The sequence below is a fragment of the Roseobacter insulae genome, from assembly GCF_019375555.1.
Taxonomy (GTDB): Bacteria; Pseudomonadota; Alphaproteobacteria; order Rhodobacterales; family Rhodobacteraceae; genus Roseobacter; species Roseobacter insulae.
On record NZ_JAHXDN010000003.1, the window covers coordinates 509,655 to 533,229 of the forward strand.

A 23,575-nucleotide genomic window follows, 5' to 3' on the forward strand; every position below is an offset into this window, starting at 1 on the left:
GCTTACCGTGATGTTTCCGTAAGGCGCCGTTTCACATACGCCGTGGTGGTATCAATCAGCGTGTCGAGATGCGGCTCTTCGAAGAAGTGCCCGGCCCCCTCGACCTGCTCATGTGTGATGGTGATGCCCTTCTGCTCGTGCAGCTTTGCCACGAGGTTCTCCGTGTCGCTCGGCGGAGCCACGCGGTCTGCCGTCCCGTTGATGATGAGACCGGAGGCGGGGCAGGGCGCCAGGAAGGAGAAATCATACATGTTCGCCGGTGGTGCAACAGAGATAAACCCGGTGATTTCAGGCCGGCGCATCAAGAGCTGCATGCCAATCCAGGCACCGAAAGAGAAGCCTGCGACCCAGCAATGCTTGGAATTGTTGTTCATCGATTGCAGGTAGTCCAGCGCCGAGGCGGCATCCGACAGCTCGCCGATCCCCTGATCGTACTCACCCTGGCTGCGACCAACGCCGCGGAAATTGAATCGCAGAACCGTAAAACCCATGTTGTAGAAGGCGTAATGCATGCGGTGCACGATCACATGGTTCATTGTGCCGCCGAACTGCGGGTGCGGGTGCAGGATGATTGCGATCGGGGCATCACGCTCTTTTTGCGGGTGATAGCGACCTTCCAGGCGACCCTCGGGTCCGGGAAAAATGACCTCAGGCATGCGCGTCCTTTTACAATGTCGGCAGGTGCATGATGATCGGGTTACCCCGTGACATGACACCTTAGAACGGTTCTAATTTACTTGCACATCTTCATATGGAGTGCGAAAACCCGACTTAGGCATTTAAACGCCCCGCGTCAATCAATTGCGGGCTCTGACGCAGATCACAGGAGCATCAAGTGAAGCTATCAACCAAAGGCCGATATGCCATGGTGGCGCTTGCTGACATCGCGCTGCAACCCGCCGGGCAACTTGTCTCGCTCGGCGACATCGCCGAACGCCAGTCCATTTCGCTGCCGTATCTGGAGCAATTGTTCGTAAAGCTGCGCCGTGCGGAACTGGTCGCGTCGGTGCGCGGTCCCGGCGGCGGGTATCGCCTCGCTCAGAGCGCCTCCGACATCCGGGTTGTCGATGTTCTTGCGGCTGTGGATGAAACCGTGAATGCGATGCACAAGGGGGCGGGCGCTTCTGGCGGCGCCTCCGGAAGCCGCGCGCAATCGCTGACCAACCGTCTGTGGGAAGGGCTCAGCGCCCATGTCTACGTTTTCCTGCACCAGACGCGACTATCGGATGTGGTTGCAAACGAACTGGCGCCATGTCCCGCCGTGCCGAGCCTTTTCGATGTGGTCGACGACCCGAGCCCTGTTTCGTAGATCAACCGTTTACCCCGAGTTCCGAAGTGCCGATACCCTGATGAAACGCGTCTACCTGGATCATAACGCCACGACACCGCTGCGCCGCGAGGCGCGCGCGGCCATGGTCGCGGCAATGGATCAGGTGGGGAACCCGTCGTCGGTTCACGCCGAGGGCCGCGCGGCAAAAGCGATCGTGGAACAGGCGCGCGCGCAGGTTGCTCAGACGGTGGGATGCGAACCGGCGGAGGTGGTCTTTACCAGCGGTGCGACCGAGGCCGCGCGGGTGCTGCAAGTGCCTGTGCCCGAACATCACGTTTACGTCGACCCAACCGCCCATGATGCGCTTCTTGCGCATGCCGGGGGTGTCGGGGCCGGGGCCACTACGGCAACCCTCGCAATGGGCCTTGCGAATTCGGAAACCGGGGTGATCAGCGCGATGCCGCAGCGCGCGGAGGGCAAATGGTGTTCCGGCGCGCAGCGCGCGGACTGGCTGCTGTTGGATATCACGCAGGCAGCCGGGCGAATCCCTGTTGATTTTGCCGCCTCGAAGGCCGATTTCGCGATCCTCTCCGCGCATAAACTCGGCGGCCCCAAGGGCGTCGGCGCGCTTGTGGTGCGACAGGGGCTGGACATTACGGCGCTGGCACCCGGCGGGGGTCAGGAAATGGGCCGGCGGTCGGGTACCGAGAACATCATCGGTATCGCCGGATTTGGGGCCGCCGCCGCGGCAGCGGCACGAGATATTGCGTCCGGCCGGTGGGAAGAAGTGAAAGAACTTAGAAAGATTCTAGAAAACACTCTTGCAGCCAGCGCAAAGACAACTATTTTTGTCGGGAAAGACTCTGATCGTTTGCCGAACACTTCTTGTTTTGCAATGCCAGGCTGGAAGGGCGAGAGCCAGGTGATCCAGATGGACCTTGCCGGCTTTGCCATAAGTGCAGGATCGGCCTGTTCCAGCGGCAAGGTGCGCGAAAGCCATGTGCTCCGGGCGATGGGATACGATGAAGAGACCGCCAGCAGCGCTATCCGCGTGTCGCTGGGGCTTGAGACAACCGCCGAGGATGTGCAGCGATTTGCTGAGACATGGCTGGCGAAAGAACGCAATTTCCGCGCCCGCATGGCGTGAGAGCTGGAGGTTAAGATGGTGGCACTGGATCAGACCAGAGCGGACGACGTGCAAGTCAAGGAAGGTGTCGATCAGGAAACCGTGGATGCTGTCCGTGAAGTTGGCGGCAAGTACAAATACGGCTGGTCCACCGACATCGAGATGGAATACGCGCCCAAGGGTCTCAGCCCCGACATCGTGCGCCTGATCTCTGAGAAAAACGAAGAGCCGGAATGGATGACCGAATGGCGGCTGGCGGCTTACGAGCGCTGGCTGCAGAAGAAAGAGCCCAAATGGGCAATGGTCGATTATCCGGAGATCGACTTTCAGGACCAGTATTATTATGCGCGGCCGAAGTCGATGGAGGTCAAGCCCAAGTCGCTGGATGAGGTCGACCCAAAGCTGCTGGAGACCTACAAGAAACTCGGTATTCCTCTAAAGGAGCAGATGATCCTTGCAGGCGTCGAAGGTGCCGAGGAGCTGGGCGATGAGCCGCGCAAAGTGGCCGTGGACGCAGTTTTCGACAGCGTTTCCGTGGGCACCACCTTTCAGGACGAACTGAAAAAAGCGGGCGTGATCTTCTGCTCCATCTCCGAAGCCATCAAGGAACACCCGGAGCTGGTGAAGAAATACCTGGGCACCGTCGTGCCCGTTTCGGACAATTATTACGCGACGCTTAATTCCGCTGTCTTCTCGGATGGCTCCTTTGTCTATGTGCCACCGGGCGTGCGCTGCCCGATGGAGCTGTCGACCTACTTCCGCATAAATGCGGAGAATACCGGGCAGTTTGAACGCACGCTGATCATCGCCGACAAGGGCTCTTATGTGTCCTACCTTGAGGGCTGCACCGCGCCGCAACGTGATATCGCGCAGCTGCACGCGGCGGTGGTCGAGATCATCGTCGAGGAAGACGCGGAGGTGAAATACTCCACCGTGCAGAACTGGTATCCGGGCGATGAGAACGGCAAGGGCGGCATCTACAACTTCGTGACCAAGCGCGCCGACTGCCGCGGCGACCGCGCCAAGGTGATGTGGACGCAGGTCGAGACCGGCTCCGCCGTGACGTGGAAATACCCAAGCTGCATTCTGCGCGGGGACGACACGCAGGGGGAATTCTACTCGATTGCGATTGCCAACAACATGCAGCAGGCCGATACGGGCACCAAGATGGTGCATCTGGGCAAGCGCACGAAATCGCGGATTGTCTCCAAGGGGATCAGTGCGGGCAAGGCTCAGAACACCTATCGTGGACTGGTGTCGATGCACCCCAAGGCGAAGGAGTCGCGCAACTACACCCAGTGCGACAGCCTGCTGATCGGCGGCGATTGCGGTGCCCATACGGTGCCGTATATCGAGGTGAAGAACAACTCCAGCCGCGTGGAGCACGAGGCCACAACCTCCAAGGTGGATGACGATCAGCTGTTCTACTGCCGTTCAAGGGGCATGGACGAGGAAGAGGCTGTAGCACTGGTGGTAAACGGCTTCTGCAAGGACGTTCTGCAAGCCCTGCCGATGGAATTCGCGATGGAAGCGCAGCAATTGGTGGCGATTTCGCTGGAGGGGTCGGTTGGCTAGGCCATGCGAAATATTTGGCCCAAGGACGTTGCAGAGATGATTGTCAGTGATCGAAGGAAACCGTGGAGCGTTGCCTTTGCACTTACATTCACCGCCATTGTCGGAGGGCTGGTCGGCGCGGTGACCGCATCGTTAGTAAATGCGACCTTTGTTCCGGCAGGTGTGATTGGCGGCGCGATGCTATTCGCTGCGATCCGGGTCGCCTTGATCATGCTGCGCGACAGTGTTGGCAAAGAAGCGAAGAACGAGAAGAGCGAATGATCCCCACGACCATCAAAACCGTCGAAGGCCGCCCGATCACAGCCTGCAAGGACATCGTCGTGAGAGAGGCGATCATGGGCGATTTGTCCCTTCCACGAGCATCGGGTTACTAAATGCAACCGGAACTGACCCGTCACTACAAAAAACTGAAACTCGGCCGCGTGCTGGAAAGTGGCCCGCTGACCCTTGTGCACACGCAGGTGATGGACACACCCGTCACCTTCTGCGTGGACATGGAGCGTGACCCGGTTCAACGCAACCATCGTCGTGGCACATTCTATGAGCTCAATGAGCTGCGCGCGCTGATACCGATCTTTCCCAAGGGTGGAACCTTTGCCGACATCGGCGCGAATGTGGGCAATCACAGCCTCTTTGCCGCGATCTTTCTGGGCGCCAAACGGGTGATCCCGGTCGAACCTAACCGCAAGGCCTACAACCTGCTCGTCAACAACGTGGTCGTGAACGGGCTGCGCGAGGTCGTGGACCTTACCAAGTTGGGTGTAGGCGTTTCTGACGCCAGTTCCGGTGGATTTGCGATGGAAAAACGCGAGCGCAACCTGGGCGGTGCCAAGATGCTTCCGGGTAAGGGCGATCTGCACGTGTTCCGTGCGGATGAGTTGCTGGCGGATGACACGCCCGATTTCATCAAGATCGACGTGGAAGGTATGGAGATGCAGGCGCTGGCAGGGCTTTCCGGCGTGCTGGCACGCTGCCGTCCCATCCTGATGATCGAGGTCGATAATGAGAACGAGGCGGCATTCAACGACTGGGTGGCGGAAAATGGCTACGCCAGCCTGAATGTTCATCAACGCTACAAGAGCAACAAAAATCACCTGATCGTCGATAAGCCCAAGCTGGCGGCGCTGAAAAAGAAATTCGTGGCACCCGGTGCCGCACCCAAACCTCCCACCACCAAAGCGAAGGCTGCGACATCAAGGAAAGTGGTTGCGAAATGATCCTGACAACAACCAATTCCGTCGAGGGACGGACAATCAAGGAATATCGAGGCATCGTGGTGGGCGAGGCCATCATGGGCGCTAATATCGTCAGGGATTTCTTTGCGCAGGTGACCGATATCGTGGGCGGCCGTTCGGGCGCTTACGAATCCAAGCTCAAGGACGCCCGTGACGAGGCCATGCGCGAGGTCGAGGAACGCGCAGCGGCGCTGGGAGCCAACGCCGTGGTGGGGATCGACCTGGATTACGAGGTGGTTGGCGATTCGATGCTGATGGTGTCGGTGTCCGGCACGGCGGTAACCCTTGCCTGAGAAAACGCGAAAACTGAACGAGACATGATTTCCGCCAAGGCGGACCCGAAGGAAAAAAGGACAAAGACATGCTGAGCATCAAGAACCTGCACGTGAAACTGGAAGAAGAAGACAAGCAAATCCTCAAGGGTGTTGACCTGCAGATCAACGCCGGAGAGGTTCATGCGATCATGGGGCCAAACGGCTCCGGCAAGTCAACGCTGTCTTATGTGTTGTCCGGCAAGGATGGTTATGAGGTGACGCAGGGCGAGGCGGCGCTCGAAGGTGCGGATCTGTTGGAAATGGAGCCGGAAGAGCGCGCCGCGGCCGGCCTGTTCCTCGCATTCCAGTACCCGGTCGAAATTCCCGGCGTGGGCAACATGACTTTCCTGCGCACCGCGGTGAACGCGCAGCGCAAGGCCCGTGGCGAAGCGGAGATGTCGGCCTCTGACTTTCTCAAGGCGGTCCGGGCACGTGCGAAGGAATTGAAGATCGACGCCGAGATGCTGAAACGCCCGGTCAACGTTGGATTTTCCGGCGGTGAGAAAAAGCGAAATGAAATCATGCAGATGGCGATGCTGGAACCCAAGATGTGCATTCTGGATGAAACCGATTCAGGTCTTGACGTGGATGCCATGAAGCTGGTGGCCGAGGGGGTCAATGCCCTGCGCTCGGAAGGGCGGGGTTTTTTGGTGATCACCCACTACCAGCGCCTGCTGGATCATATCAAACCCGACGTGGTGCATATCATGGCGGATGGCCGCATTGTGAAAACGGGGGGGCCTGAACTGGCGCTCGAGGTCGAAAACAATGGCTACGGCGATATTCTGGCAGAGGTGGCGTAATGGCGGAGCCTGCTGCGAACATCTCCGTGCTTGACGGGCGGCTCAGCCGCCTTGAACGACCCACCGGAGGCTGGTCCGACGCGGCGCGGGCAGATGCGCTGAGCCGGCTGCGCGCCACCGGCTTGCCCGACCGCAGGGACGAGTACTGGAAATACACGCGCCCCGATACGCTGACCCAGGCCGATCCGGTCCCGGCAGCGCTGTTTGACAATGACGAAGGCCCGATCTTCGGAGACATGGCGCGCATCCAGATCGTATTCGTGGATGGCGTTTTTGACGCCGATGCCTCTGACGATCTGGTGGGAGAAGGTCTGATCATCGAACGGCTCGCTGAAACGCAGGCCGATATTCACTGGGCGCGGGACTTGTATGGCAAGCTTGAGGCCAGCGGCCAGTCGCCGGTCGCACGACCGCTCGCCGCCCTGAATACAGCGTTTGCACCGGACGGGGTGCTGATCCATGTGACCGGCAAGGTGTCGAAACCCGTCAGCCTACAGTACCACCACCGCTCGGAGACATCCGATGCGATGCTGCACCACGTTATCCGCCTGGATGAAGGGGCGGAGTTGACCGTGTTGGAGAACGGCCCGGCAGCGGCGCGCTTTAACAAGGTGATGGAAGTCGACGTGGCCGATGGGGCCGTCTTTCACCATGTCCGCGCGCAGGGACGCGACCACGAGCGCCGTGCCGCAACGCACATCTTTGCGCGCCTCGGTACGGAAAGCACCTTTAAATCCTTCACGCTTACGGCAAACGGTGTGATGACGCGCAATGAATGCGTCATCGAACTGACCGGCAACGATGCAATCGCACATGTCGCCGGTGCCTGCGTCGGGGACGGTGATTTTCACCATGATGATACAGTTTTCATCACCCATGACGCGGTGGGATGCGAAAGCCGTCAGGTGTTCAAGAAAGTGTTGCGTAATGGTGCGACCGGCGTGTTTCAGGGGAAGATTCTCGTCAAGAAAGACGCCCAGAAAACAGATGGTTACCAGATCAGCCAATCACTTCTTCTGGATGATGACAGCCAGTTTCTCGCCAAGCCCGAGCTGGAGATCTACGCCGATGACGTCGCATGCTCTCACGGGTCGACCTCGGGTGCGATCGACGAGGATGCCCTGTTCTACCTGCGGTCTCGTGGCGTGCCGGAAGCGTCGGCAACGGACTTGCTGACGCTGGCGTTTCTTGCTGAGGCCGTGGACGAAATTGAAAATGAAACCCTTCGGGAAGAAATCAACGAGCGCCTCGCCGCCTGGCTGGAACGGCACCGCGGGTAATGGCGGTCACGCGCAACATTTCGGCAACTTACCGCAATCCGGGCCGGGTTTTGCGCAGCCTTCTCGCCATGGGGCCACGTGAAGACCGTGCCCTGGCCTATCTGATGGCCGGTTGCGTGATCGTCTTCATCGCGCAAATGCCCAAGCTGGCGCGTCAGGCGCATCTGGAAGGGCAGGAACTGAACATGCTGCTCGGGGCGTCGCTGATGGCCTGGGTCTTTATCGCGCCTCTGATGCTCTATTGCCTTGCCGCGGCCTCCCACGTGATCGCCAAGCTTTTTCGCGGACAGGGCAGTCACTACGGCGCGCGGCTGGCCTTGTTCTGGGCGCTGCTGGCATCGTCGCCGCTGATGCTGCTGAACGGATTGGTCGCGGGGTTCATCGGCCCGGGGCTGGAGTTGCAAATTGTCGGACTTGTGTGGTTTGTGGTCTTTGGCTGGTTCTGGATCGGCGGGTTGGTGGCAGCGGAAAGACCTCGGACATGACGACAACAGTAGACTGGCCGCAATTGACCTTGCTCACGTTGCGTGACCCCAAGGCGGCGGCGGCAGAAATCATGAGCTGGCAGCTGCCGCGCGATGCGCTCTGGATGGCGGCCATTGTCGTAGCGATTGCCGGTACCATCATGTCCACGCTTACCAACTTCGTGATGCCGTTGCCGGAACCTTTTACCGACCTGTTTCCCAACCCGATCATGCTGTTTCTGGCGATGGCGGGCGGTTTTGTCCTGACCGTGAACGTGCTCTTCTGGACGGGTCGCGCGATAGGTGGCAGCGGCGACCTGAATGATCTGCTTGCGCTGCTTGTGTGGATGCAGGCGCTGCGCGCAACGGCCCAGCTCCTGATCCTGATCTGCGTTCTGGTCACGCCCTTCCTGACCGGCTTTCTTGTGCTTTTGGTGGGCATCGCAACAATCTGGGTCTTTCTGAACTTCCTCAGCGTCGGTCTGCAGCTCAACTCACTTCTGAAGGCGGTTCTCGTGGTTTTCGCCGCCGCATTGGCGCTGTCTCTCGGCGTATCTCTGCTTCTATCAATGATCGGCGTCAGTGCGATCGGAGTGCCTGCAAATGTATGATGTCGAAAAAATCCGCGGCGATTTCCCCATTCTCAAACGGGAGGTGAATGGCAAGCCTCTGGTGTATCTGGACAATGGCGCGTCCGCGCAAAAGCCGCAGGTGGTGATCGATGCCATCACCAATGCCTACAGCAACGAATATGCCAACGTGCACCGAGGTCTGCATTTCCTGTCTAATCTGGCCACCGACAAGTATGAAAGCGTCCGGGGCACGGTTGCGACCTTCCTCAACGCCGGATCCGAAGACGAGATCGTTCTGAATTCAGGGACGACCGAGGGCATCAACATGGTGGCTTACGGCTGGGCCATGCCACGCATGTCAGCCGGTGACGAGATTGTTCTGAGCGTGATGGAGCACCATGCCAATATCGTGCCCTGGCATTTTCTGCGTGAACGGCAGGACGTTGTTCTCAAGTGGGTCGATGTCGACAGCACTGGCTATCTCGACCCGCAGGCGGTTATCGATGCAATTGGCCCAAAGACCAAGCTGGTCGCAATATCGCATCTTTCCAACGTGTTAGGAACGCGCGTTGACGTGAAAACCATCACGGCGCAAGCCCATGCGCAAGGTGTGCCCGTTCTGGTCGACGGCTCGCAGGCCGCCGTGCACCAGCCGGTCGACGTCACCGACATCGACTGCGATTTCTATGCCATCACAGGTCATAAACTCTACGGACCATCCGGGTCGGGTGCGATTTATGTCAAATCCGAACGTATGGCGGAAATGCGCCCCTTCATTGGTGGTGGCGACATGATCCGGGAGGTCAGCAAGGAAACTGTCACCTACAACGATCCCCCGATGAAGTTCGAAGCAGGAACACCCGGCATCGTCCAGACCATCGGGATGGGTGTTGCGCTGGACTACATGATGTCGCTGGGGATGAAGAACATCGCCGCGCATGAAGACATCCTGCGCGACTACACGGTGCAACGGCTGGGCGGGTTGAACTGGCTGCAGGTGCAGGGCACCACGCCGGATAAGGCGGCCATCTTCAGCTTTACAATGGACGGGGCCGGACATGCGCATGATATCTCCACCATCCTCGACAAGAAGGGCGTCGCGGTGCGGGCCGGACAGCATTGCGTCGGCCCCCTGATGGAGCACATGGGGATACCGGCAAGCTGCCGCGCATCCTTCGGGCTCTATAACACCAAGGCCGAAGTTGACGTGCTGGTGGATGCGCTGGAATTGGCTCATGATCTCTTTGCCTAACCGAGATACTGGCATTAACCTTTCGGTATGTTTGATCGAATCTTCATCTTCAGTGCCGCGCTGATCGGGTCGGCCTATGCCGCATGCGCGGATATTCAACCGCAGTCGGGGATATGGGCGGGGCAGGTTATCTATGACGGGCAGACCGGCTGCCCGCCGCAGGTCGCCGACCAGATGAAACAGGCCCGACCGGGATATGCCGATCAGAAGATCGACTTTCCCGAACCCTTTGATCCGGTCGCGTTGCGCGGCAACGATCCCAACTTTGCCTGGAGCAAGATCTCCACCAATATCTGGGAAGGGATCTACAAGGACATCCAGCAGACCGGTGTAGGCACGCTGACTGTGGTGTCGAAATCCATCATCATCGTACTGGCACCGGATGAGATTAACCAGATAGCTGACCTGACAGTCGATCTGCCACAAAACATCGCGCAGACGATGGGCATGGCCACGACAACCTGTGTGGTCCGCAGCAACGTTTACCACAAACGAACCGGTCCTTGATCCTGCAAGCAGTTTTGCCGTTGCGAGGGTAGTTCAGTCCCGCTATACCGCGATGACGTGGACCCTTAGCTCAGCTGGATAGAGCGCTGCCCTCCGAAGGCAGAGGCCAGAGGTTCGAATCCTCTAGGGTCCGCCATTTCCGCTGCCTGTCTGCTGAAATGCGTTTCATCGCGTACGCGGTCACGGGTTGCTTTGAGGCGCGCAGAACATCCGCTCTTTGGAATTGCCCGCCACATATGCCATTACACCGGAGCAGTGAGAGGGGCAGGGGCGCGTGTCTGGAATAGTTGTCATCATAGGCATGGGAGACCTGGCCAACCAGGTCGCCCGGGCGACCAGAACCGCCTTCCCGTCCGCGACCTTCATCATCCCGCAGAAGGCCGCGCGCTCGGTGATCCTGCGCAACCGTATCCGGCGTCATGGCCTTCTCAAAGCCTTCGGACAGGTCACTTTCAGAGCGTTGCTGTCCTCTCTCACAAGACGTCATCAACGGCGCATCGATCAGATATGGACGCAGTCCGGCCTGCCACTGACGCCCGTGGACAAAGACCAGATCCGATATGTGCCGGATGTGAACAGCCCCGCCACGCAAGCCATTCTGCGCGCCCAAGATCCGGACGTGGTTTTTGTTTTCAGCGTCAGCAAGATTTCGCGGACAACCCTGTCAGTCACAGATGCGCCCTTCGTGAACCTGCACCCGGGCCTCACACCCCGGTATCGCGGGCTGCACACGGGCTACTGGGCGTTGCTGTCCGAGCGAAAGCATGGTTTTGGCACCACCGTCCACCTGATCGACGCCGGGCTCGACACCGGACCGATCATTGCGCAGGTCAAGACCGCGCCGGCAGAAGAGGACAATATTGCCACCTACAACGCGCTTCTGACCGTGGCCGGATTGCCGATGCTTTTCCAAACGCTCGTGCAATATCTTGAAGGCGCACCACCCGACACAACCGATGCGGGGCGTCCGGCACCAATCTGTCACGAACCGACCTTGTGGCGGTATCTCACAGCCGGGATTCTGCGCGGGATCTGGTGATATTCCGCGACTGCGGGTCCGCCTTCGAAAAGGTTAACAACAGCCTCCGATTTCCTGTATGCTCCCGGATAAGATTTTAACCAAATTATTTTAACAAGGGCACGGGACTGTGAACAATCAGTCGCAATCACCGCACGAGTCTTTACCCGGGGCCTCATCCGCCGACCGCCGGGACGCGCAGATGTGGAGCGATGTCGGCGCGGATTGGATTGAGCAGTCGCGCGACCGGATATGGCGGCACCACAGCGATCTGATGACCCGCGCGCTCATCGAAGACTGGATACCGGCGGGCAATACGGCGCTATTGAAGACCGACCTCTTCGACGAAGCTGTCAGTGACGGGCTGTACCCGAAGCTGCAAACACTTTCGACGGACGTTCACGCCATTGATGTCGCCGCGGACACGGTAGACGGTGCACGCAAAAAATACCCCGCGCTGAAGTCCCACCTCTGTGACGTCAGGGATATGCCTTTTGAGGACGGCGCATTCGACGTCGTCGTCTCCACATCGACGCTCGATCACTTCGAGGATGTGGCCGATATCCACCGCGCGCTGAAGGAGTTGCGCAGGGTGACAGCCCTCGGCGGGCGCCTGCTGATCACGCTGGATAACCCGCAGAATCCCAAAATTGCGATGCGCGCGGCGCTGCCCGAATCCTTCCTGATGAAAGCCGGACTTGTCCCCTATCACTGCGGGGTCACGCTGGCGCGCGCGCCAATGACGGCGGCGGTTGAAGCGGCGGGGTTCGAGGTGGTTGCGTCCAGGGCTTTCCTGCACTGTCCCCGCGTGCTTGCCGTCAAGGTTGCCGCAATGGTCGAAAAACTCTCCTCGCCGACGCTGGAGAGCGGGCTGTTGCGGGTATTGCGCGGTTTCGAACACCTTGACCGATTGCCGACACGCTGGTGGACCGGGCATTTCACCGCACTTCTTGCCAAAGCCAGCTAGGGACGGGCAGGGACTGTCCGCTCTCCGAAGGGTACCGGGGGTGCGCCCGCCGCCCACTGTCGCGACTTGGCGGGCCAAAGGCCGGGCGACTGCACCACAGCTTTCTCCAGTCGGCCTACGAAGTCCTGTCCCACGTCGTTCAGGGATCGCGACTTGTCGACAGCAAGGGGCTCGAACATCAGCTCGAATCCAGTGTCGGTCTTGTTCGCGGCAACTGTCAAAAGCGTTGCTCCCGTCCGTCGCGCCAGCACCGGTGCACCAAAGGCGAGGTGAATGTGCCCTTCGAAAAACGGGAAATACATGGGCCGTTTTGACCATCCGATCCCCCTGAAGCCCACGCAGCCGCCCGATGTCACAACCGCGGACGCCTGTGTGAGCGCCAGTTTTGTGGTTTCTTCAGTCATCCAGATCCGTTTGGAAAGATGATCCTCGATCCGGCAGTCGCGCCGGTTGAACACGGCCATCCCCAAACGGCTGACGGATTGGCCATGCATCCGGTGCGACAGGTGGTGCAGATCCCATTGCCTGTCGTGACACGTCATCCTCAGTAAAAGCGCCGTGATCTCCTGTGGAATTGTCCAGAAAACGATGCCTCTGTTATCGCGCCGCGCCTGTGCGACGTGCTCCGCACCCCTGACCGTGAACTCCGGCCGCCAAGTGGCATCCTTGGCGAGGCGCGCATAGAACATCCGCTGAAGCAACTGTGCCTCGATCAGATCTGTGGCGTATTCCGCGGGATCAGGCATGTTGGCGGCACGTCCTCCGAGAAGGGCCGCGTAAAGCCGCGCCAATGCCGCCTGCTTGCCCGGTCGCAGACGTGTGGCCAGACGGGCCAGCCGCGCGATCAGCCGATTATTCGCGTCGCTGGTCACCATGCGCGCCAGAAGAGCATGCACCGGCTCGGTCAGGATCAGGCCGAAATCACCCTTTGCCAAAAGTGGCAAAATGTGCTCAGCCGAACGCTCAGTCTGTTGCGCCATTGACTTTTCCCTGCGTTTCATTGGTGTTTTGTTCAGTAACGGGACGGGAGGACAGCATGGGGCATCTAAATGACAGCACCACCGATCCCGTCAAGGTTATTGACCCCGTGCAGCCCGATCAATGGCCCGACAACACTCCCGCAGGGATCAGGCGCTACCTGTCCGAAGTTGCGCGAGCAGGGCCGCCCCACTTTGTTGAGAACGCACAAGGCGTGGCCGCCGAAATCCTGCGTGTCGGCCAGACGGTGCTGCCTGTGCTCGTGTCAGACGGCGGCGCTGGCAAGGCCTCCATCCTGTCTCCTTTCGCCCACCACATCCGCTATCCCATCGACGAGATTTCACGCAACTCGGCCTACCTTAGCGGGCTTTTGCTGCGGATCTTGCTGTCGCCGCTCAGCCTGTTTTTAAAAGCGGGAAAGCTGGATCGGGTTGTTTTGCTCAACCACTGGCTAATGAGCGGTTCCCCCGAGCCGGACGTTCCCCCGTCTTTGTGGCCCGAAGTGATCGCCTGTCTGGGCCAACGCTACCCGACCCATGCAATTGTGCTGCAGGACATCAAACCAAGCCTCGAGGCGGAACGTGCCACGGCGCTGAAAGCGGCGGGCGGTGTCTTCGTACCCACACGCCTGGTAAACATCATCGACCCACAGGATAAGCTGTCGGGTGCGAAGAACAAAAAGAAGCGCTATGCCCGCAATGTCGCGCGACGCCACTACATCGACACGGCAGGGCAGTTGATGTCCCACGCAGAAACCCGCGCGCAAGTTGAGCGCATTTGCCAGCTCTACCGGCACAGCAATATCGAACGACATTCCGGGCTCAACCCCGTCTATACTCCGGCCTTCTTTGATCTGACATTCGACTGCGGGGAATTTCGCTGGCAAGCATGGCCACAAGAGACGACAGACCAGATTGCAGCGTTTAATCTCCAGCGGCTGGATGACAAGTTCATTCACTGGTCAACTTTCGGCGCCGAAGAACCGGATGCCGATGCCGATCACCCGGATCACAGCCTGTATGAGCGCGTTGCCGCCACCGATCTTGCGGTTGCAGAGGAAACGGGCCTTCTGCTGGACTGGGGTGGCGGCGCGATGGAATTCAAAAAACTGCGCGGCGCCGCGATCCACGCGCAGTACGAGGTTGTGTTCACTGCACATTTACACCCGTGGCGTCGGGCGGTCTGGGCAGTTCTGGCGTGGCTGCGGAAGAAGCGCCTGCACCAGCTTGACCCGTCAGGCAAAGCATCCGGTGCCACCGCGTTTTAGGCATCCCGGCGTAGCAAGTCCGGGTTACGATTTTTCCGGATCGGAATGTGCGGTTTGCTGCGCGTATCCCAAGTCACGGTCCTTCTGGTTTACATATGAAAAGCGATCAAGCTCGATATCCAGTCGCCGCGTCAGCGTGTCCTTACCGGCACCAAGGATGTATCCGACCGCCTCCCCGCAAGCCCCGGCGCAGGCGGCAATCAGCATCGGCACGATGACTTGCGGCAAAAGCTGCCTGCCGCGTCCCGATCTGCGAATGTGGTGCACACTGCGTATGCAGCGCAGGAACGGGATGATCGGCGCGCCAAGAGTGTAGACAATGCGGTTGGCCATGGACCATTCCATGAGCCTGACGCGTGTTGTCGCGTAGGATCTTTGACCCAAGAATTCCAGCACAACCAGGCTGCGCAGATCCGAAACCTGCCCGTGACCTGAAACCGTTTCACCGGTCATGAAAATCTCAATACCACGGCTCACCAAATGGCCATGGAGCGCGGATTCGTCCGCCAGCGCGGCCTCCAGATCATCGCCGTAGCTCAACAGCAGCTCTCGCTCATAGGCGGCATGATGACCACCAATGCGTTTCGTGGGACCTGCCTGCATCGGTGCGACCACCTGTCCGAACTGCAGATAAATGTGCGCCCAGGCGACCAACCCGGGATTGGCAGGCTTCATACCCCATCCGATGACCCTCCGCTTGTGGGTGTAAAACTCCTTGATCAGCACTTCCGCAAGGTTGGATTGCGAAAACCCGTGTTCTTCGATGTAGGCGACAAGCGGTGTTGTCGCGGCTTTGACGGCTTCCGATAACCCATGGCCCGTTGACCGCAAGTCACCAACTTCTATCACCTGATAGGCGCCGAATTGCGCCAGCTCGCCGTGATCGGCGTTGATCGTGTCCAACGATGGCCCGGCGATGATGACTTCAATATCCTTAAGCGCGGATTGAGCAAGCAAGTAACTCAGGCTGCGGCGGCATACCTCGTAGGTGGTATCGGTAATCATTACGAAGGTGATTTTGCAGGACTTGGTCATACGGGTGGTCCAATCTAATCGTCAAAAAAGGGCTTTTAGCGAGACCGAAAGACGGTGCCGCTATCATTATTTCCTGGTCAGAAGGCTACACAAGTGATCTCCCAGGCGCAATGAAAGGGCAACGATCGTAAGCGTCGGGTTCGCCGCACCACCGGTTGGAAACACCGAACTGCCCGCGATGTGCAAGTTCGGGATGCCGTGCACCGTAGAGTTCCGGTCAACGACGCCTGTGCGCGTATCATCGGACATGCGCGTGGATCCCATGTGATGCAATCCGTACCCGTCGTAATGCGCCAGATGTGCGATCTCTTCCGCTCTGTAGCGCAACTTGCCGATACCGGCGGTCGAAAATGCCTTGGCCATCAAGGACATGGACCGCATCACGCTGTCCCGCAGGAACGCGCTTTCGGTAAAGTGCAGGTGGGGCAGGGCCTGACCCAATGCGTCTTTCTGGTTTGACAGGGTAAGGCGATTTTCGCGGTCGGGTTCCTGCTCCAGAAAGGCCGTGAACCGCAGGCTTTTGATCGGGACGGCGGGAACGGTCTTGTTCATTCCATGCCAGACGAGATAGGGCACCGCTTGCGATCCGATCCGCATCCTGTGTTTGCGCGCGAAATCAAGGAACGGGGACAGGCGCCCGCCACGCGAATGGACCAGTGACTTGCCGTCGATGATCGTCGGCTCATCTTCCAGAGGGTGATATCGGTACGTACGAATATGCAGGTTCAAAAGCCTGTTGTGCTCACGGCACGTGGCGGAGAGGCCAAAGGTTCCCTGCGCGGTTGTCGAGCCCGTACGCTGTGGATTGGTGAAAATGCGCGAGGGAGGCGGTCTGCCGGAAAAGTCCAGCACACCCACTGTCCTCATCGGGTGCTCCATGTGAAAGCGCCCCACGGTGTCCGATTTGTTCAGCGCAGATTGGCCGGGAAGCCGACTTGACGCCAGCATCAGCCGCGCGTTTTCCAACCCGCCGGAAGCCAGCACAAAATGCCGCGCCCTGACGTCGATGACAGAGCCCGGTCGTAACATAACAGATATTTTATCAATGCATTGCGCGTCTTTCTTCAGGTGAATTTCGGTGACGGTGGCATTTAGTATCGCGTGAAGGTTGTCAGCCTTCTCCACGTCCCTTTTGAACATCTCCCCGAATGACAGCGGGTTGCTGTAATACACCGGCAATGCCTGAAACGGCGGTTGGTTATAGGGTGAGGCGTCAACTTCCGCGCCAATGCTTAGGTCTTCGGAATAGCCAAAAAGATGCGCGGCTTGCGGATAGTAATCTTTCAGCTCGTCAGCACCGATGGGCCAGCCACTGTGGGGAAGCCAGGCTCGTTTTTCAAAATCCTCCGGCTCCAGCGGCACGCATGCGCCTGTCCATTTCGTGGTGGTGCCGCCAAAGATCCGGGCGCGCGAGTCGGTGAAAGGGTAGGCGGCATGATTGGAGGTGCCCTGATTGAGCGTATCGGCCTCCTGTGACGGCGTCAGACCGCCACTTTCGATCAGCACCACCGTCCTCTTTTTGGCGGCAAGTTGCGTGGCAAGGCTGAGGCCAGCCGCGCCTGCGCCCACAATGCATACATCCGCAAAAGGGATGTCACCTTCCGAAAGAGTTCGTGCATCAACCAGCATGAGGGGCACCGGCTCGTTCCGTGGACAGGAAAACCACCGCATGCGCGCGGGTCTCGAAGCTGGCCGGACATACCAGCGCAACTGCCAAAACCTCGATCATGCAGACTGATCCCGCCGCGCGGTATTGAGATGAGCGATCACCACGACCAGAAATGCGGGGACAATCCACATGATCCGCGCCTGGTATCGATCAACCGGGGCCGACAGCCCTCCGAAAACTGCCGCGTTGAAGAACAACCCATAGCAAATCGCTACAAACATCCGGCGCTGCGACCGGGTCAGTTTGCCGGTCAGCGCCAGCGCCAGCAACGCCAGAAACGACGTGCCCGCAACGAAGATCACCACCGGCTCGGCAGCGCGGCGCAGGTCATTGCCGAACGGGTCGGATGGTTTGATCGGGCGGAAGCGCGCATCAAGCCCGTCAGAGCTGAAGACCAACCCTGTCCCGAAAGTCACGAGCTGTTTCAGCGTGTTTCTGGACAGCGACGCCGTCTGCTCGACCGGATAGCGCAGGAAAACCTGCTGCAGCAGTTCGAATTCTTCAGCCCGAATGCGACTGACAAGCTCAGGCGACAGCGATTGCACCCCATCCTTTGCCCAAAGAAGATCGCGGATGGAATCCGGCACATTGTCGCCAAAAGCCTCGCACATCGCGAAATGGGAGGTCTCGCACTCCGCCTCCAGATACCAGTTGGCCGGACCATCGGCCAGCGACCGGGCAAGAAGGATCGGCAGGCGCATCGGGGCGGCACTTGGTGTTTTCAAAAACATGCTGCTGGCTGCAACATTCACCACCGGAGAGAAGGACACGGCGCAGACCACCGCAATCACCGCCGAAAGCCGCAACCGCCGCGTCAGGAGCAACCAGAACAACCCGCTGAAGCCGACACCGGCCATCAGGGGCACGTTGCCGTAATGCGTGGCGGTCGCTGCGGCGGCAAGCACGGTCAGCCCGGTTTTCTGCAACGTCGACAAATCGTTGAACGTGGAAACCAGAATTGCCCCGAAGATGATGATCACGCTGCCAAAGACATCCGGCATCAGGTAGACGGCATGCCACGGCAAAGTCGTCAAAACGACAACGACACCGGCACCTGCCAGCATGATGCGGCGCGATTGTAACGCTGCACGGTCCACCAGAGCCAAGAAGGTCACCACAATGATCGTTCCCTGCGCCAGGGCGATGCCGGTCGGCCCCGAGAGTTTGAGCAACACGTAGCTGAAGAGCGAGTAGACGAACGACCGGCCGACCGTGCTGCCTCCCTTGGCATCGACCGACAGCGACGAGGGTGCGGCTTGCGGCGTCTGTCCACCGGACACCACGGTTTTCTCAGCGGGCATAAGGGCATCCGTCAGGACACCCCAGATCCGTTCGCCACCGCGGATATAGCTGCTGGTATCGGAAAAGGTGAAGATGCCGCCGGTGACAAAATTCGGCCAGCACAACAGCACCGCCACGCAGAACGCCACAAAAACCCCACCCAACGAGAACAGCGGCGCTGCGTCCGTTTTTGTCTTCATGGTTGTTTCCCGTTCACCGGACACACCAGATCAGGACGCCTTTGACGCTTCGAACTCTTCCTTTTCCTCATGCTGGAATTCTTCGTGGTAGGACCGCTCGACATTCACGGACCAAAGATCATTGTCTTCACCCAGAATATTCCGCGCCGCCAACATCCCCGTCAGCATGGAATGGTCCTGATTATTGTACCGGTGCAACCCGTTGCGGCCAACGGTCTGCAGGTTCTCAAGGCTGTTGATCCACTCCGAGATCACGTCTACGGCATCCTTGTACTTGGTGTCGTAGACCGGATAGGCCTTGGGCTGTCGGATGATGTGGGCGTCCACGACCATATCGGCCTTGGCCAATCCAATGCGTTCCAGTTCCAGCGAGGCCTGGGCGATCAGATCCTCGTCCTTCATGTCCCAGAACTCGTCGCCTTGCTGACAGAAATATTCCATGCCGATCGACGCTTGCGTGTCATTTGGCACCATTTCCGCCGACCACGCGCGGAAGTTTTGAATGCGACCGACCTTCACGTCGCCGGAGTGCACGTAAATCCAGTTGTCCGGGAAGGGATCAGGTGAGTTCAGGACCAGCGCGACAATCAGGAAATCGCGGTAGGCAAGGTCAGCCGCCGCGTCCAGCACATGTTGCGGGGGCGGCGGATCAATGCGTTGGATCAATTCACGCAGCCCCATGCTGTTGACGAACTGGTCCGCTTCGACCCGATGTGTGCCATCGCTGCCCGATACCTCGACAGCGGTGATGCGTGTGCCGGAACGCTCCAGCTTTTCCACACGCGCATTCAGGGTGACCTTGCCGCCGTCTTTTTCAATCAGCTCGGCCGTACGTTCCCACATCATGCCCGGGCCCAGACGCGGATAGTCGAACTCCTCGATCAGGCTGGCGGTGTCATTGGCGCCCGAAATCGCGTTCCACACCGCCTTGGACAGGGACAGGTTCTTAATTCGCTGGGCGGCCCAGTCCGCGCGGATCTGGTTGGGGGGAATGCCCCAGACCTTTTCGGTGTAGCTGCGAAAGAAATGCATGTAGAGCCGTCCGCCAAAGCGGTTCATCACCCATTGTTCAAAGTTCTCCTCGCGCGGGTGCGGCCGTGCCTGCCACTTGAGATAGCTGAGCAGGATGCGCACGGATTCGTAAGCGCCGATGTTCGACAAGGCGTTGAATATCCGCAGCGGGTAGTCGAAGAACCGGTTTTTGTAATAGATGCGGCTCATTCTTGGCACCCGGATAAAATCCGTGCTCAAGACGTCGCGCCACATTTCTTCGACTTCGCCGACCTTGGTGAAAAAGCGGTGACCGCCGATATCGATGCGGAACCCGTTATAGCTCTCGGTACGCGAGATACCCCCGACCATCTTGTCGGCTTCGAACACCGAAACCTCGATGTCCTTGTTCAGCTTTTTCAGTTCATAGGCAGTTGTCAGTCCCGCCGGACCACCACCAATAACGACTACGTGTTCCACGTGTAAAACCTCTTACTAATTATCTTTCCTACGCGCAGGGGCAGGGAAGCTGTCTTTGTCAAATACGTCCGCGCCACAGATACTTAAGCGTCAAATAGGGCAAACAGATGGTGAGCCAGATGGTTTGTCAATAATTTTGCGTGCTGACCTATCGTACAATCTCACCGATGTCGAATGAACGCAATTCATGTGGTCACATTTGGTTTCCGTTTTGACATAGGGTCCATTCCGGTTCGATCATGTGATAATTCGCTGATGTATTTTTGACGTGCTCTGTTAGTAATACCGCACACATCCAAAGGTTAATAAGGTTTTTTTGCTCTTGCCTTCCGTTTCGTTCGTTATTCCGGCGCATCAGGCCGCATCAACCCTGCCGCGGTGCCTTGCCGCTGTGCTGTCCACCGGTGTCACGGCCGACCAGGTGCTTGTCGTGGATGACGGATCAACGGACGAAACGGGTGCCCTTGCGTCACAAGCCGGAGTGAACATCGTGCGGAACCCGACCGCTCTGCGGCCTGCGCGCGCACGCAACGAAGGTGTAAAACACACGGAGGCTGACGTCGTTTTCTTTGTGGATGCGGACGTTGTTGTCAAACCGGATGTGCTGGACAAGATGGCAGCGCATTTCTCTGACCCCTCGGTGACGGCAGTCATCGGCTCATACGATGATGCGCCCCCCGATGTCTCGATTGTCAGCAGATACCGTAACCTGTTGCATTTCTTCGTACATCAGAAGGCTGACCGGAACGCGGAGACCTTCTGGACCGGGATCGGTGCCGTGCGCAAAGAGGCTTTTCTGGAGGCGGGGGGCTTTGATTCCGATTGGGAGAACATCGAGGACGTGGAATTCGGATTGCGGCTGAAGGCGAAGGGCGGTCACATCCTGCTGGACCCGACCATCCAGGGCACGCATTTGAAGGAATGGACGATGCATTCCATGTTCAGGACCGATCTCTGGGGGCGGGCCGTTCCCTGGACCCAGCTTATTCGCGCAGGCCGCATGCCGGCCAATCAGCTTAACACATCTGTCGCACATAAAATCTCCGCCATCAGTGTCGCGGTCTTCGCGGTGTCCATTTTGGCGGCAGTTATCTGGCCGTCGGCCCTGATCGTCGCCGGCGCCTCGATTGTTTCTTTCCTGGCGGTAAATCGCAGGTTTTTGTCGGAATTGCACAGGATTGGCGGCGCGAGGCTCGCGTTTGGTGCGATTCCCTACCACGCGGCGCATTACGTGGCAGCCCTATGTGGGTACGCCTACGCAAGGTTTTTTCCGAACCGCGGGTGAGCCTGTGCTCAGACCGGGTGGGTCCCCTGTCTGGAGGATCTGTAGTAGCCATTGATCATCGCCACCTGTGTCAGCCCCATCAGCACCGAGTAGGCCAGTCCCTTCAGCCCGTGCTGACGCAGGGGCCACAGCACCAGCCCCAGATAAAAGCTCAGCGGCTCTCGTTTCGGTCGCAGGATGCCACGCCGGTCAAGCAGCTTGTGCAGATGCTGCGCCCCGGCGCCGTAGTTGCTGTGCTGACGCCAGAACTTGCCAAAATTCATGGAGTGGTAATGGTCGATAACGGCATCCGGAGCGTATTTGAGCGCCCCCGTGGTATCGCCCCACCGCATGCCAAAATCGCGGTCTTCGCCCGCCGCCAGCGGAAAAGTCTGATCGAACCCTCCCAGTCTTTCGAACTCCGCCTTGTCGCATCCAAGGTTGTTCGATGTGAAAAACGGCATGGAGCCCTCGGCAGCGCCGAAGTACTCATAGAGATAGTCGCACAGCTCCTGGCTCACAGACGCGTAGATATCGCCGGGCAGGCCGTTTTCCACCCGACCGCCGACAAGGCAACTCGCATCGCCGCCATGCGCATGATGCAGTTTTTGCAGCCAGTCCGGGCGCGGGCGGCAATCGTCGTCTGTAAAGGCCAGAAAACGACCCCTGGCGGCGGCAGCGCCGGTATTGCGCGCTGCGGCAGGCCCGGCGTTTTCTTGCCGAATGCAGCGGAGCTTTTCGCCGAAAAGATCACAGACCGGCGCGAGGGGTTGTGCGGAGCCGTCATCGACAACTATGATTTCATACGCCGGGCCGATCTGCCCTACCAGGGCCTCCAGACACCCGCGCAATTGCTCAGGCCGGTTGTAGCTGGGCACAATTATCGAGGCTGCGATCATGTTTTTTCTCTGGCGATCGTTACATACACTGTCATGCTTACCGTGATTGAGCTATCGGTGGCGCGGGCAATCTGTATCTGCCAGACTTCTGAGTTTTTGAGAAACTTTTTCCTGTCATGACTGAAACAAAAACTGAAATTAGCGTCATTATTGTGGCTTCGGAGGGTCGGGAGAGCGTTGCCCACCTGTTTACCCATCTGATGTCACAAAAAGCAGCGGACCGGTTGGAGGTTCTCGTGTCCGCTCAGGCGCAATATGTCGAAGACTTGCAGGATTTTCCCGATCACCCGTTTGGCGCCTATCATGTGGTACCAGCGGATTTCAGCACCTCAGCGCGCGCCCGCACGGATGCGATCCGGGCGGCGACCACGCCGCTTGTTGTTTTTGCCGAAGATCACTGTTTTCCCGTCGGCGATCAATGGGCGGAGCGGATTATCGCGGCGCACGACGGCCCCTTCACCGCCGTGGGGCCGATCATGGAGAATGCCAACCCCGACACGCTGACAAGCTGGGCAAACCTGTTCGTCGAATACGGGCCGTGGCTCAGCCACGCGACACCCGGCGAAAAGGAGAACCTGCCCGGACATAACTCTTCATACAAACGTGCATCGCTGATGGAGTACGGCGACGGTCTGGCCGCAATGCTGGAGGTCGAATGGGTGATGCAGGCCGACATGCGCGCAAAGGGACACCGGTTTCTTCTGGCCGACGGGGTTCGCGCCCGACATCTGAACTTCTCCAGACTAAGTTCATCGATAAGATTGCAGTTCTTCGGCGGATGGATGTTTGCCGCCAGCCGGTCCGCGGGATGGCCCGCCTCCAGGCGGGCGTTCTTCTGTCTCGCGTGGCCCGCCATTGTCTTTTTGCGGATCGTGCGAACATGGCCGATCATGAAGCATTCGCAGTTGTCTTCCCGGCGTCGGCTGGCGTGTTTGCCCGTAACCGCTTTTCTGTTCCTGTGCAGCGGCGTCGGCGAGGCGCTGGGGTATGCCTTGGGCGATTGCGACCAGCGCAACAAATACGCGTTACTGGAATACCGCAGATGGACCAACCTTGTGGACGACGAAAGAACCTACGCCCGCTAGCTGCCCCGCGACACCTCGGAAGATCTCATGACCATCTCCTCCTC

At 58.9% G+C, this 23,575-nt stretch carries 24 protein-coding genes and 1 tRNA gene; 18 read left to right on the forward strand and 7 right to left on the reverse strand.

Translation table 11 applies throughout. The features are described from left to right. Nucleotides 1-2: 2 nt before the first annotated feature. On the reverse strand, nt 3-656 hold the full coding sequence (locus tag KX928_RS13955; RefSeq protein WP_219503621.1) for an alpha/beta hydrolase: 654 nt from the start codon (nt 654-656) through the stop codon (nt 3-5). Between the two features lie 179 nt (nt 657-835). On the opposite strand from KX928_RS13955, the gene iscR reads away from it, so the two are divergent. The 15 genes from iscR (at nt 836) to KX928_RS14030 (ending at nt 12,383) form a co-directional block, all read left to right on the forward strand. Further along, entirely contained in the window at nt 836-1,309 is a 474-nt protein-coding gene (iscR, locus tag KX928_RS13960; RefSeq protein ID WP_219503624.1) for a Fe-S cluster assembly transcriptional regulator IscR, read from the forward strand. Between the two features lie 40 nt (nt 1,310-1,349). Continuing rightward, complete coding sequence (locus KX928_RS13965; RefSeq protein WP_219503626.1) at nt 1,350-2,417, forward strand: cysteine desulfurase family protein; 1,068 nt, start codon at nt 1,350-1,352, stop codon at nt 2,415-2,417. 15 nt (nt 2,418-2,432) lie between these two features. Next, the gene (gene sufB, locus KX928_RS13970) at nt 2,433-3,971 is read left to right on the forward strand and encodes a Fe-S cluster assembly protein SufB (RefSeq protein ID WP_219503629.1); all 1,539 of its coding nucleotides are present in this window, start codon (nt 2,433-2,435) and stop codon (nt 3,969-3,971) included. Nucleotides 3,972-4,007: 36 nt separating this feature from the next. Further along, nucleotides 4,008-4,232: a hypothetical protein gene (locus KX928_RS13975; protein WP_219503632.1), complete on the forward strand. Its 225-nt coding sequence runs from the start codon at nt 4,008-4,010 to the stop codon at nt 4,230-4,232. Between the two features lie 113 nt (nt 4,233-4,345). After that, a complete protein-coding gene (locus tag KX928_RS13980; protein WP_219503635.1) occupies nt 4,346-5,188 on the forward strand; it encodes an FkbM family methyltransferase in 843 nt (280 codons plus the stop codon). Then, nucleotides 5,185-5,499 (forward strand): heavy metal-binding domain-containing protein, encoded by a 315-nt coding sequence (locus KX928_RS13985; RefSeq protein ID WP_219503638.1) that lies wholly within the window; start codon nt 5,185-5,187, stop codon nt 5,497-5,499. The genes KX928_RS13980 and KX928_RS13985 overlap by 4 nt, the downstream gene beginning before the upstream one ends. Before the next feature lie 68 nt (nt 5,500-5,567). Next, the gene (gene sufC / locus KX928_RS13990; RefSeq protein WP_219503641.1) at nt 5,568-6,323 is read left to right on the forward strand and encodes a Fe-S cluster assembly ATPase SufC; all 756 of its coding nucleotides are present in this window, start codon (nt 5,568-5,570) and stop codon (nt 6,321-6,323) included. Then, entirely contained in the window at nt 6,323-7,603 is a 1,281-nt protein-coding gene (gene sufD / locus KX928_RS13995) for a Fe-S cluster assembly protein SufD (protein WP_219503643.1), read from the forward strand. Before sufC ends, sufD begins: the two co-directional genes overlap by 1 nt. Further along, nucleotides 7,603-8,088 (forward strand): YIP1 family protein, encoded by a 486-nt coding sequence (locus KX928_RS14000; protein ID WP_219503646.1) that lies wholly within the window; start codon nt 7,603-7,605, stop codon nt 8,086-8,088. Before sufD ends, KX928_RS14000 begins: the two co-directional genes overlap by 1 nt. Further along, the gene (locus KX928_RS14005; RefSeq protein ID WP_219503649.1) at nt 8,085-8,678 is read left to right on the forward strand and encodes a YIP1 family protein; all 594 of its coding nucleotides are present in this window, start codon (nt 8,085-8,087) and stop codon (nt 8,676-8,678) included. Before KX928_RS14000 ends, KX928_RS14005 begins: the two co-directional genes overlap by 4 nt. After that, the gene (locus KX928_RS14010) at nt 8,671-9,891 is read left to right on the forward strand and encodes a cysteine desulfurase (protein ID WP_219503651.1); all 1,221 of its coding nucleotides are present in this window, start codon (nt 8,671-8,673) and stop codon (nt 9,889-9,891) included. The genes KX928_RS14005 and KX928_RS14010 overlap by 8 nt, the downstream gene beginning before the upstream one ends. 27 nt (nt 9,892-9,918) lie before the next feature. Next, nucleotides 9,919-10,398, forward strand: a complete 480-nt coding sequence (locus tag KX928_RS14015) for a hypothetical protein (RefSeq protein WP_219503654.1) — start codon at nt 9,919-9,921, stop codon at nt 10,396-10,398. Between the two features lie 59 nt (nt 10,399-10,457). Next, nucleotides 10,458-10,534: transfer RNA gene (locus KX928_RS14020), tRNA-Arg, on the forward strand. Between the two features lie 138 nt (nt 10,535-10,672). After that, a complete protein-coding gene (locus KX928_RS14025; protein ID WP_219503656.1) occupies nt 10,673-11,437 on the forward strand; it encodes a formyl transferase in 765 nt (254 codons plus the stop codon). 181 nt (nt 11,438-11,618) lie between these two features. Next, complete coding sequence (locus KX928_RS14030) at nt 11,619-12,383, forward strand: class I SAM-dependent methyltransferase (protein WP_219503659.1); 765 nt, start codon at nt 11,619-11,621, stop codon at nt 12,381-12,383. On the opposite strand, the gene KX928_RS14035 is transcribed toward KX928_RS14030, so the two are convergent. Then, entirely contained in the window at nt 12,380-13,363 is a 984-nt protein-coding gene (locus tag KX928_RS14035; RefSeq protein WP_219503661.1) for a hypothetical protein, read from the reverse strand. The two genes, KX928_RS14030 and KX928_RS14035, sit on opposite strands and share 4 nt — an antisense overlap. Nucleotides 13,364-13,419: 56 nt before the next feature. Between KX928_RS14035 and KX928_RS14040 the strand changes: the two genes are divergently transcribed. Then, the gene (locus KX928_RS14040) at nt 13,420-14,628 is read left to right on the forward strand and encodes a hypothetical protein (RefSeq protein WP_219503663.1); all 1,209 of its coding nucleotides are present in this window, start codon (nt 13,420-13,422) and stop codon (nt 14,626-14,628) included. Nucleotides 14,629-14,652: 24 nt separating this feature from the next. On the opposite strand, the gene KX928_RS14045 is transcribed toward KX928_RS14040, so the two are convergent. The 4 genes from KX928_RS14045 to KX928_RS14060 all read right to left on the reverse strand — a co-directional run bounded on the left by KX928_RS14045 (nt 14,653) and on the right by KX928_RS14060 (nt 20,283). Next, entirely contained in the window at nt 14,653-15,663 is a 1,011-nt protein-coding gene (locus tag KX928_RS14045; RefSeq protein WP_219503666.1) for a hypothetical protein, read from the reverse strand. Nucleotides 15,664-15,729: 66 nt separating this feature from the next. Beyond that, on the reverse strand, nt 15,730-17,292 hold the full coding sequence (locus KX928_RS14050) for an FAD-dependent oxidoreductase (protein ID WP_219503669.1): 1,563 nt from the start codon (nt 17,290-17,292) through the stop codon (nt 15,730-15,732). A gap of 96 nt (nt 17,293-17,388) precedes the next feature. Beyond that, nucleotides 17,389-18,813 carry a hypothetical protein gene (locus KX928_RS14055; protein WP_219503672.1) on the reverse strand — a complete coding sequence of 475 codons (1,425 nt, stop codon included), beginning with the start codon at nt 18,811-18,813 and terminating at the stop codon, nt 17,389-17,391. A gap of 30 nt (nt 18,814-18,843) precedes the next feature. Then, complete coding sequence (locus tag KX928_RS14060) at nt 18,844-20,283, reverse strand: NAD(P)/FAD-dependent oxidoreductase (RefSeq protein ID WP_219503676.1); 1,440 nt, start codon at nt 20,281-20,283, stop codon at nt 18,844-18,846. Nucleotides 20,284-20,605: 322 nt separating this feature from the next. Between KX928_RS14060 and KX928_RS14065 the strand changes: the two genes are divergently transcribed. Beyond that, nucleotides 20,606-21,568 (forward strand): glycosyltransferase family 2 protein, encoded by a 963-nt coding sequence (locus KX928_RS14065; RefSeq protein WP_219503679.1) that lies wholly within the window; start codon nt 20,606-20,608, stop codon nt 21,566-21,568. Nucleotides 21,569-21,576: 8 nt separating this feature from the next. Here the strand turns inward: KX928_RS14065 and KX928_RS14070 are convergent, their stop codons facing one another. Further along, nucleotides 21,577-22,446, reverse strand: coding sequence for a glycosyltransferase (locus KX928_RS14070; RefSeq protein ID WP_219503695.1), 870 nt, complete (start codon nt 22,444-22,446; stop codon nt 21,577-21,579). 116 nt (nt 22,447-22,562) lie between these two features. On the opposite strand from KX928_RS14070, the gene KX928_RS14075 reads away from it, so the two are divergent. Then, nucleotides 22,563-23,531: a hypothetical protein gene (locus KX928_RS14075; RefSeq protein WP_219503697.1), complete on the forward strand. Its 969-nt coding sequence runs from the start codon at nt 22,563-22,565 to the stop codon at nt 23,529-23,531. The last annotated feature ends 44 nt before the right edge of the window (nt 23,532-23,575 follow it).

What these genes read in the sequence shown, in the direction of transcription:
- KX928_RS13955 (WP_219503621.1), bottom strand. Translation starts at nt 656, where the DNA reads ATGCCTGAGGTCATTTTTCCCGGACCCGAGGGTCGCCTGGAAGGTCGC.
- KX928_RS13965 (WP_219503626.1), top strand. Translation starts at nt 1,350, where the DNA reads ATGAAACGCGTCTACCTGGATCATAACGCCACGACACCGCTGCGCCGC.
- sufB (WP_219503629.1), top strand. Translation starts at nt 2,433, where the DNA reads ATGGTGGCACTGGATCAGACCAGAGCGGACGACGTGCAAGTCAAGGAA.
- KX928_RS13975 (WP_219503632.1), top strand. Translation starts at nt 4,008, where the DNA reads ATGATTGTCAGTGATCGAAGGAAACCGTGGAGCGTTGCCTTTGCACTT.
- KX928_RS13980 (WP_219503635.1), top strand. Translation starts at nt 4,346, where the DNA reads ATGCAACCGGAACTGACCCGTCACTACAAAAAACTGAAACTCGGCCGC.
- KX928_RS13985 (WP_219503638.1), top strand. Translation starts at nt 5,185, where the DNA reads ATGATCCTGACAACAACCAATTCCGTCGAGGGACGGACAATCAAGGAA.
- sufC (WP_219503641.1), top strand. Translation starts at nt 5,568, where the DNA reads ATGCTGAGCATCAAGAACCTGCACGTGAAACTGGAAGAAGAAGACAAG.
- sufD (WP_219503643.1), top strand. Translation starts at nt 6,323, where the DNA reads ATGGCGGAGCCTGCTGCGAACATCTCCGTGCTTGACGGGCGGCTCAGC.
- KX928_RS14000 (WP_219503646.1), top strand. Translation starts at nt 7,603, where the DNA reads ATGGCGGTCACGCGCAACATTTCGGCAACTTACCGCAATCCGGGCCGG.
- KX928_RS14005 (WP_219503649.1), top strand. Translation starts at nt 8,085, where the DNA reads ATGACGACAACAGTAGACTGGCCGCAATTGACCTTGCTCACGTTGCGT.
- KX928_RS14010 (WP_219503651.1), top strand. Translation starts at nt 8,671, where the DNA reads ATGTATGATGTCGAAAAAATCCGCGGCGATTTCCCCATTCTCAAACGG.
- KX928_RS14015 (WP_219503654.1), top strand. Translation starts at nt 9,919, where the DNA reads ATGTTTGATCGAATCTTCATCTTCAGTGCCGCGCTGATCGGGTCGGCC.
- KX928_RS14030 (WP_219503659.1), top strand. Translation starts at nt 11,619, where the DNA reads ATGTGGAGCGATGTCGGCGCGGATTGGATTGAGCAGTCGCGCGACCGG.
- KX928_RS14035 (WP_219503661.1), bottom strand. Translation starts at nt 13,363, where the DNA reads ATGGCGCAACAGACTGAGCGTTCGGCTGAGCACATTTTGCCACTTTTG.
- KX928_RS14040 (WP_219503663.1), top strand. Translation starts at nt 13,420, where the DNA reads ATGGGGCATCTAAATGACAGCACCACCGATCCCGTCAAGGTTATTGAC.
- KX928_RS14045 (WP_219503666.1), bottom strand. Translation starts at nt 15,663, where the DNA reads ATGACCAAGTCCTGCAAAATCACCTTCGTAATGATTACCGATACCACC.
- KX928_RS14050 (WP_219503669.1), bottom strand. Translation starts at nt 17,292, where the DNA reads ATGCTGGTTGATGCACGAACTCTTTCGGAAGGTGACATCCCTTTTGCG.
- KX928_RS14055 (WP_219503672.1), bottom strand. Translation starts at nt 18,813, where the DNA reads ATGAAGACAAAAACGGACGCAGCGCCGCTGTTCTCGTTGGGTGGGGTT.
- KX928_RS14070 (WP_219503695.1), bottom strand. Translation starts at nt 22,446, where the DNA reads ATGATCGCAGCCTCGATAATTGTGCCCAGCTACAACCGGCCTGAGCAA.
- KX928_RS14075 (WP_219503697.1), top strand. Translation starts at nt 22,563, where the DNA reads ATGACTGAAACAAAAACTGAAATTAGCGTCATTATTGTGGCTTCGGAG.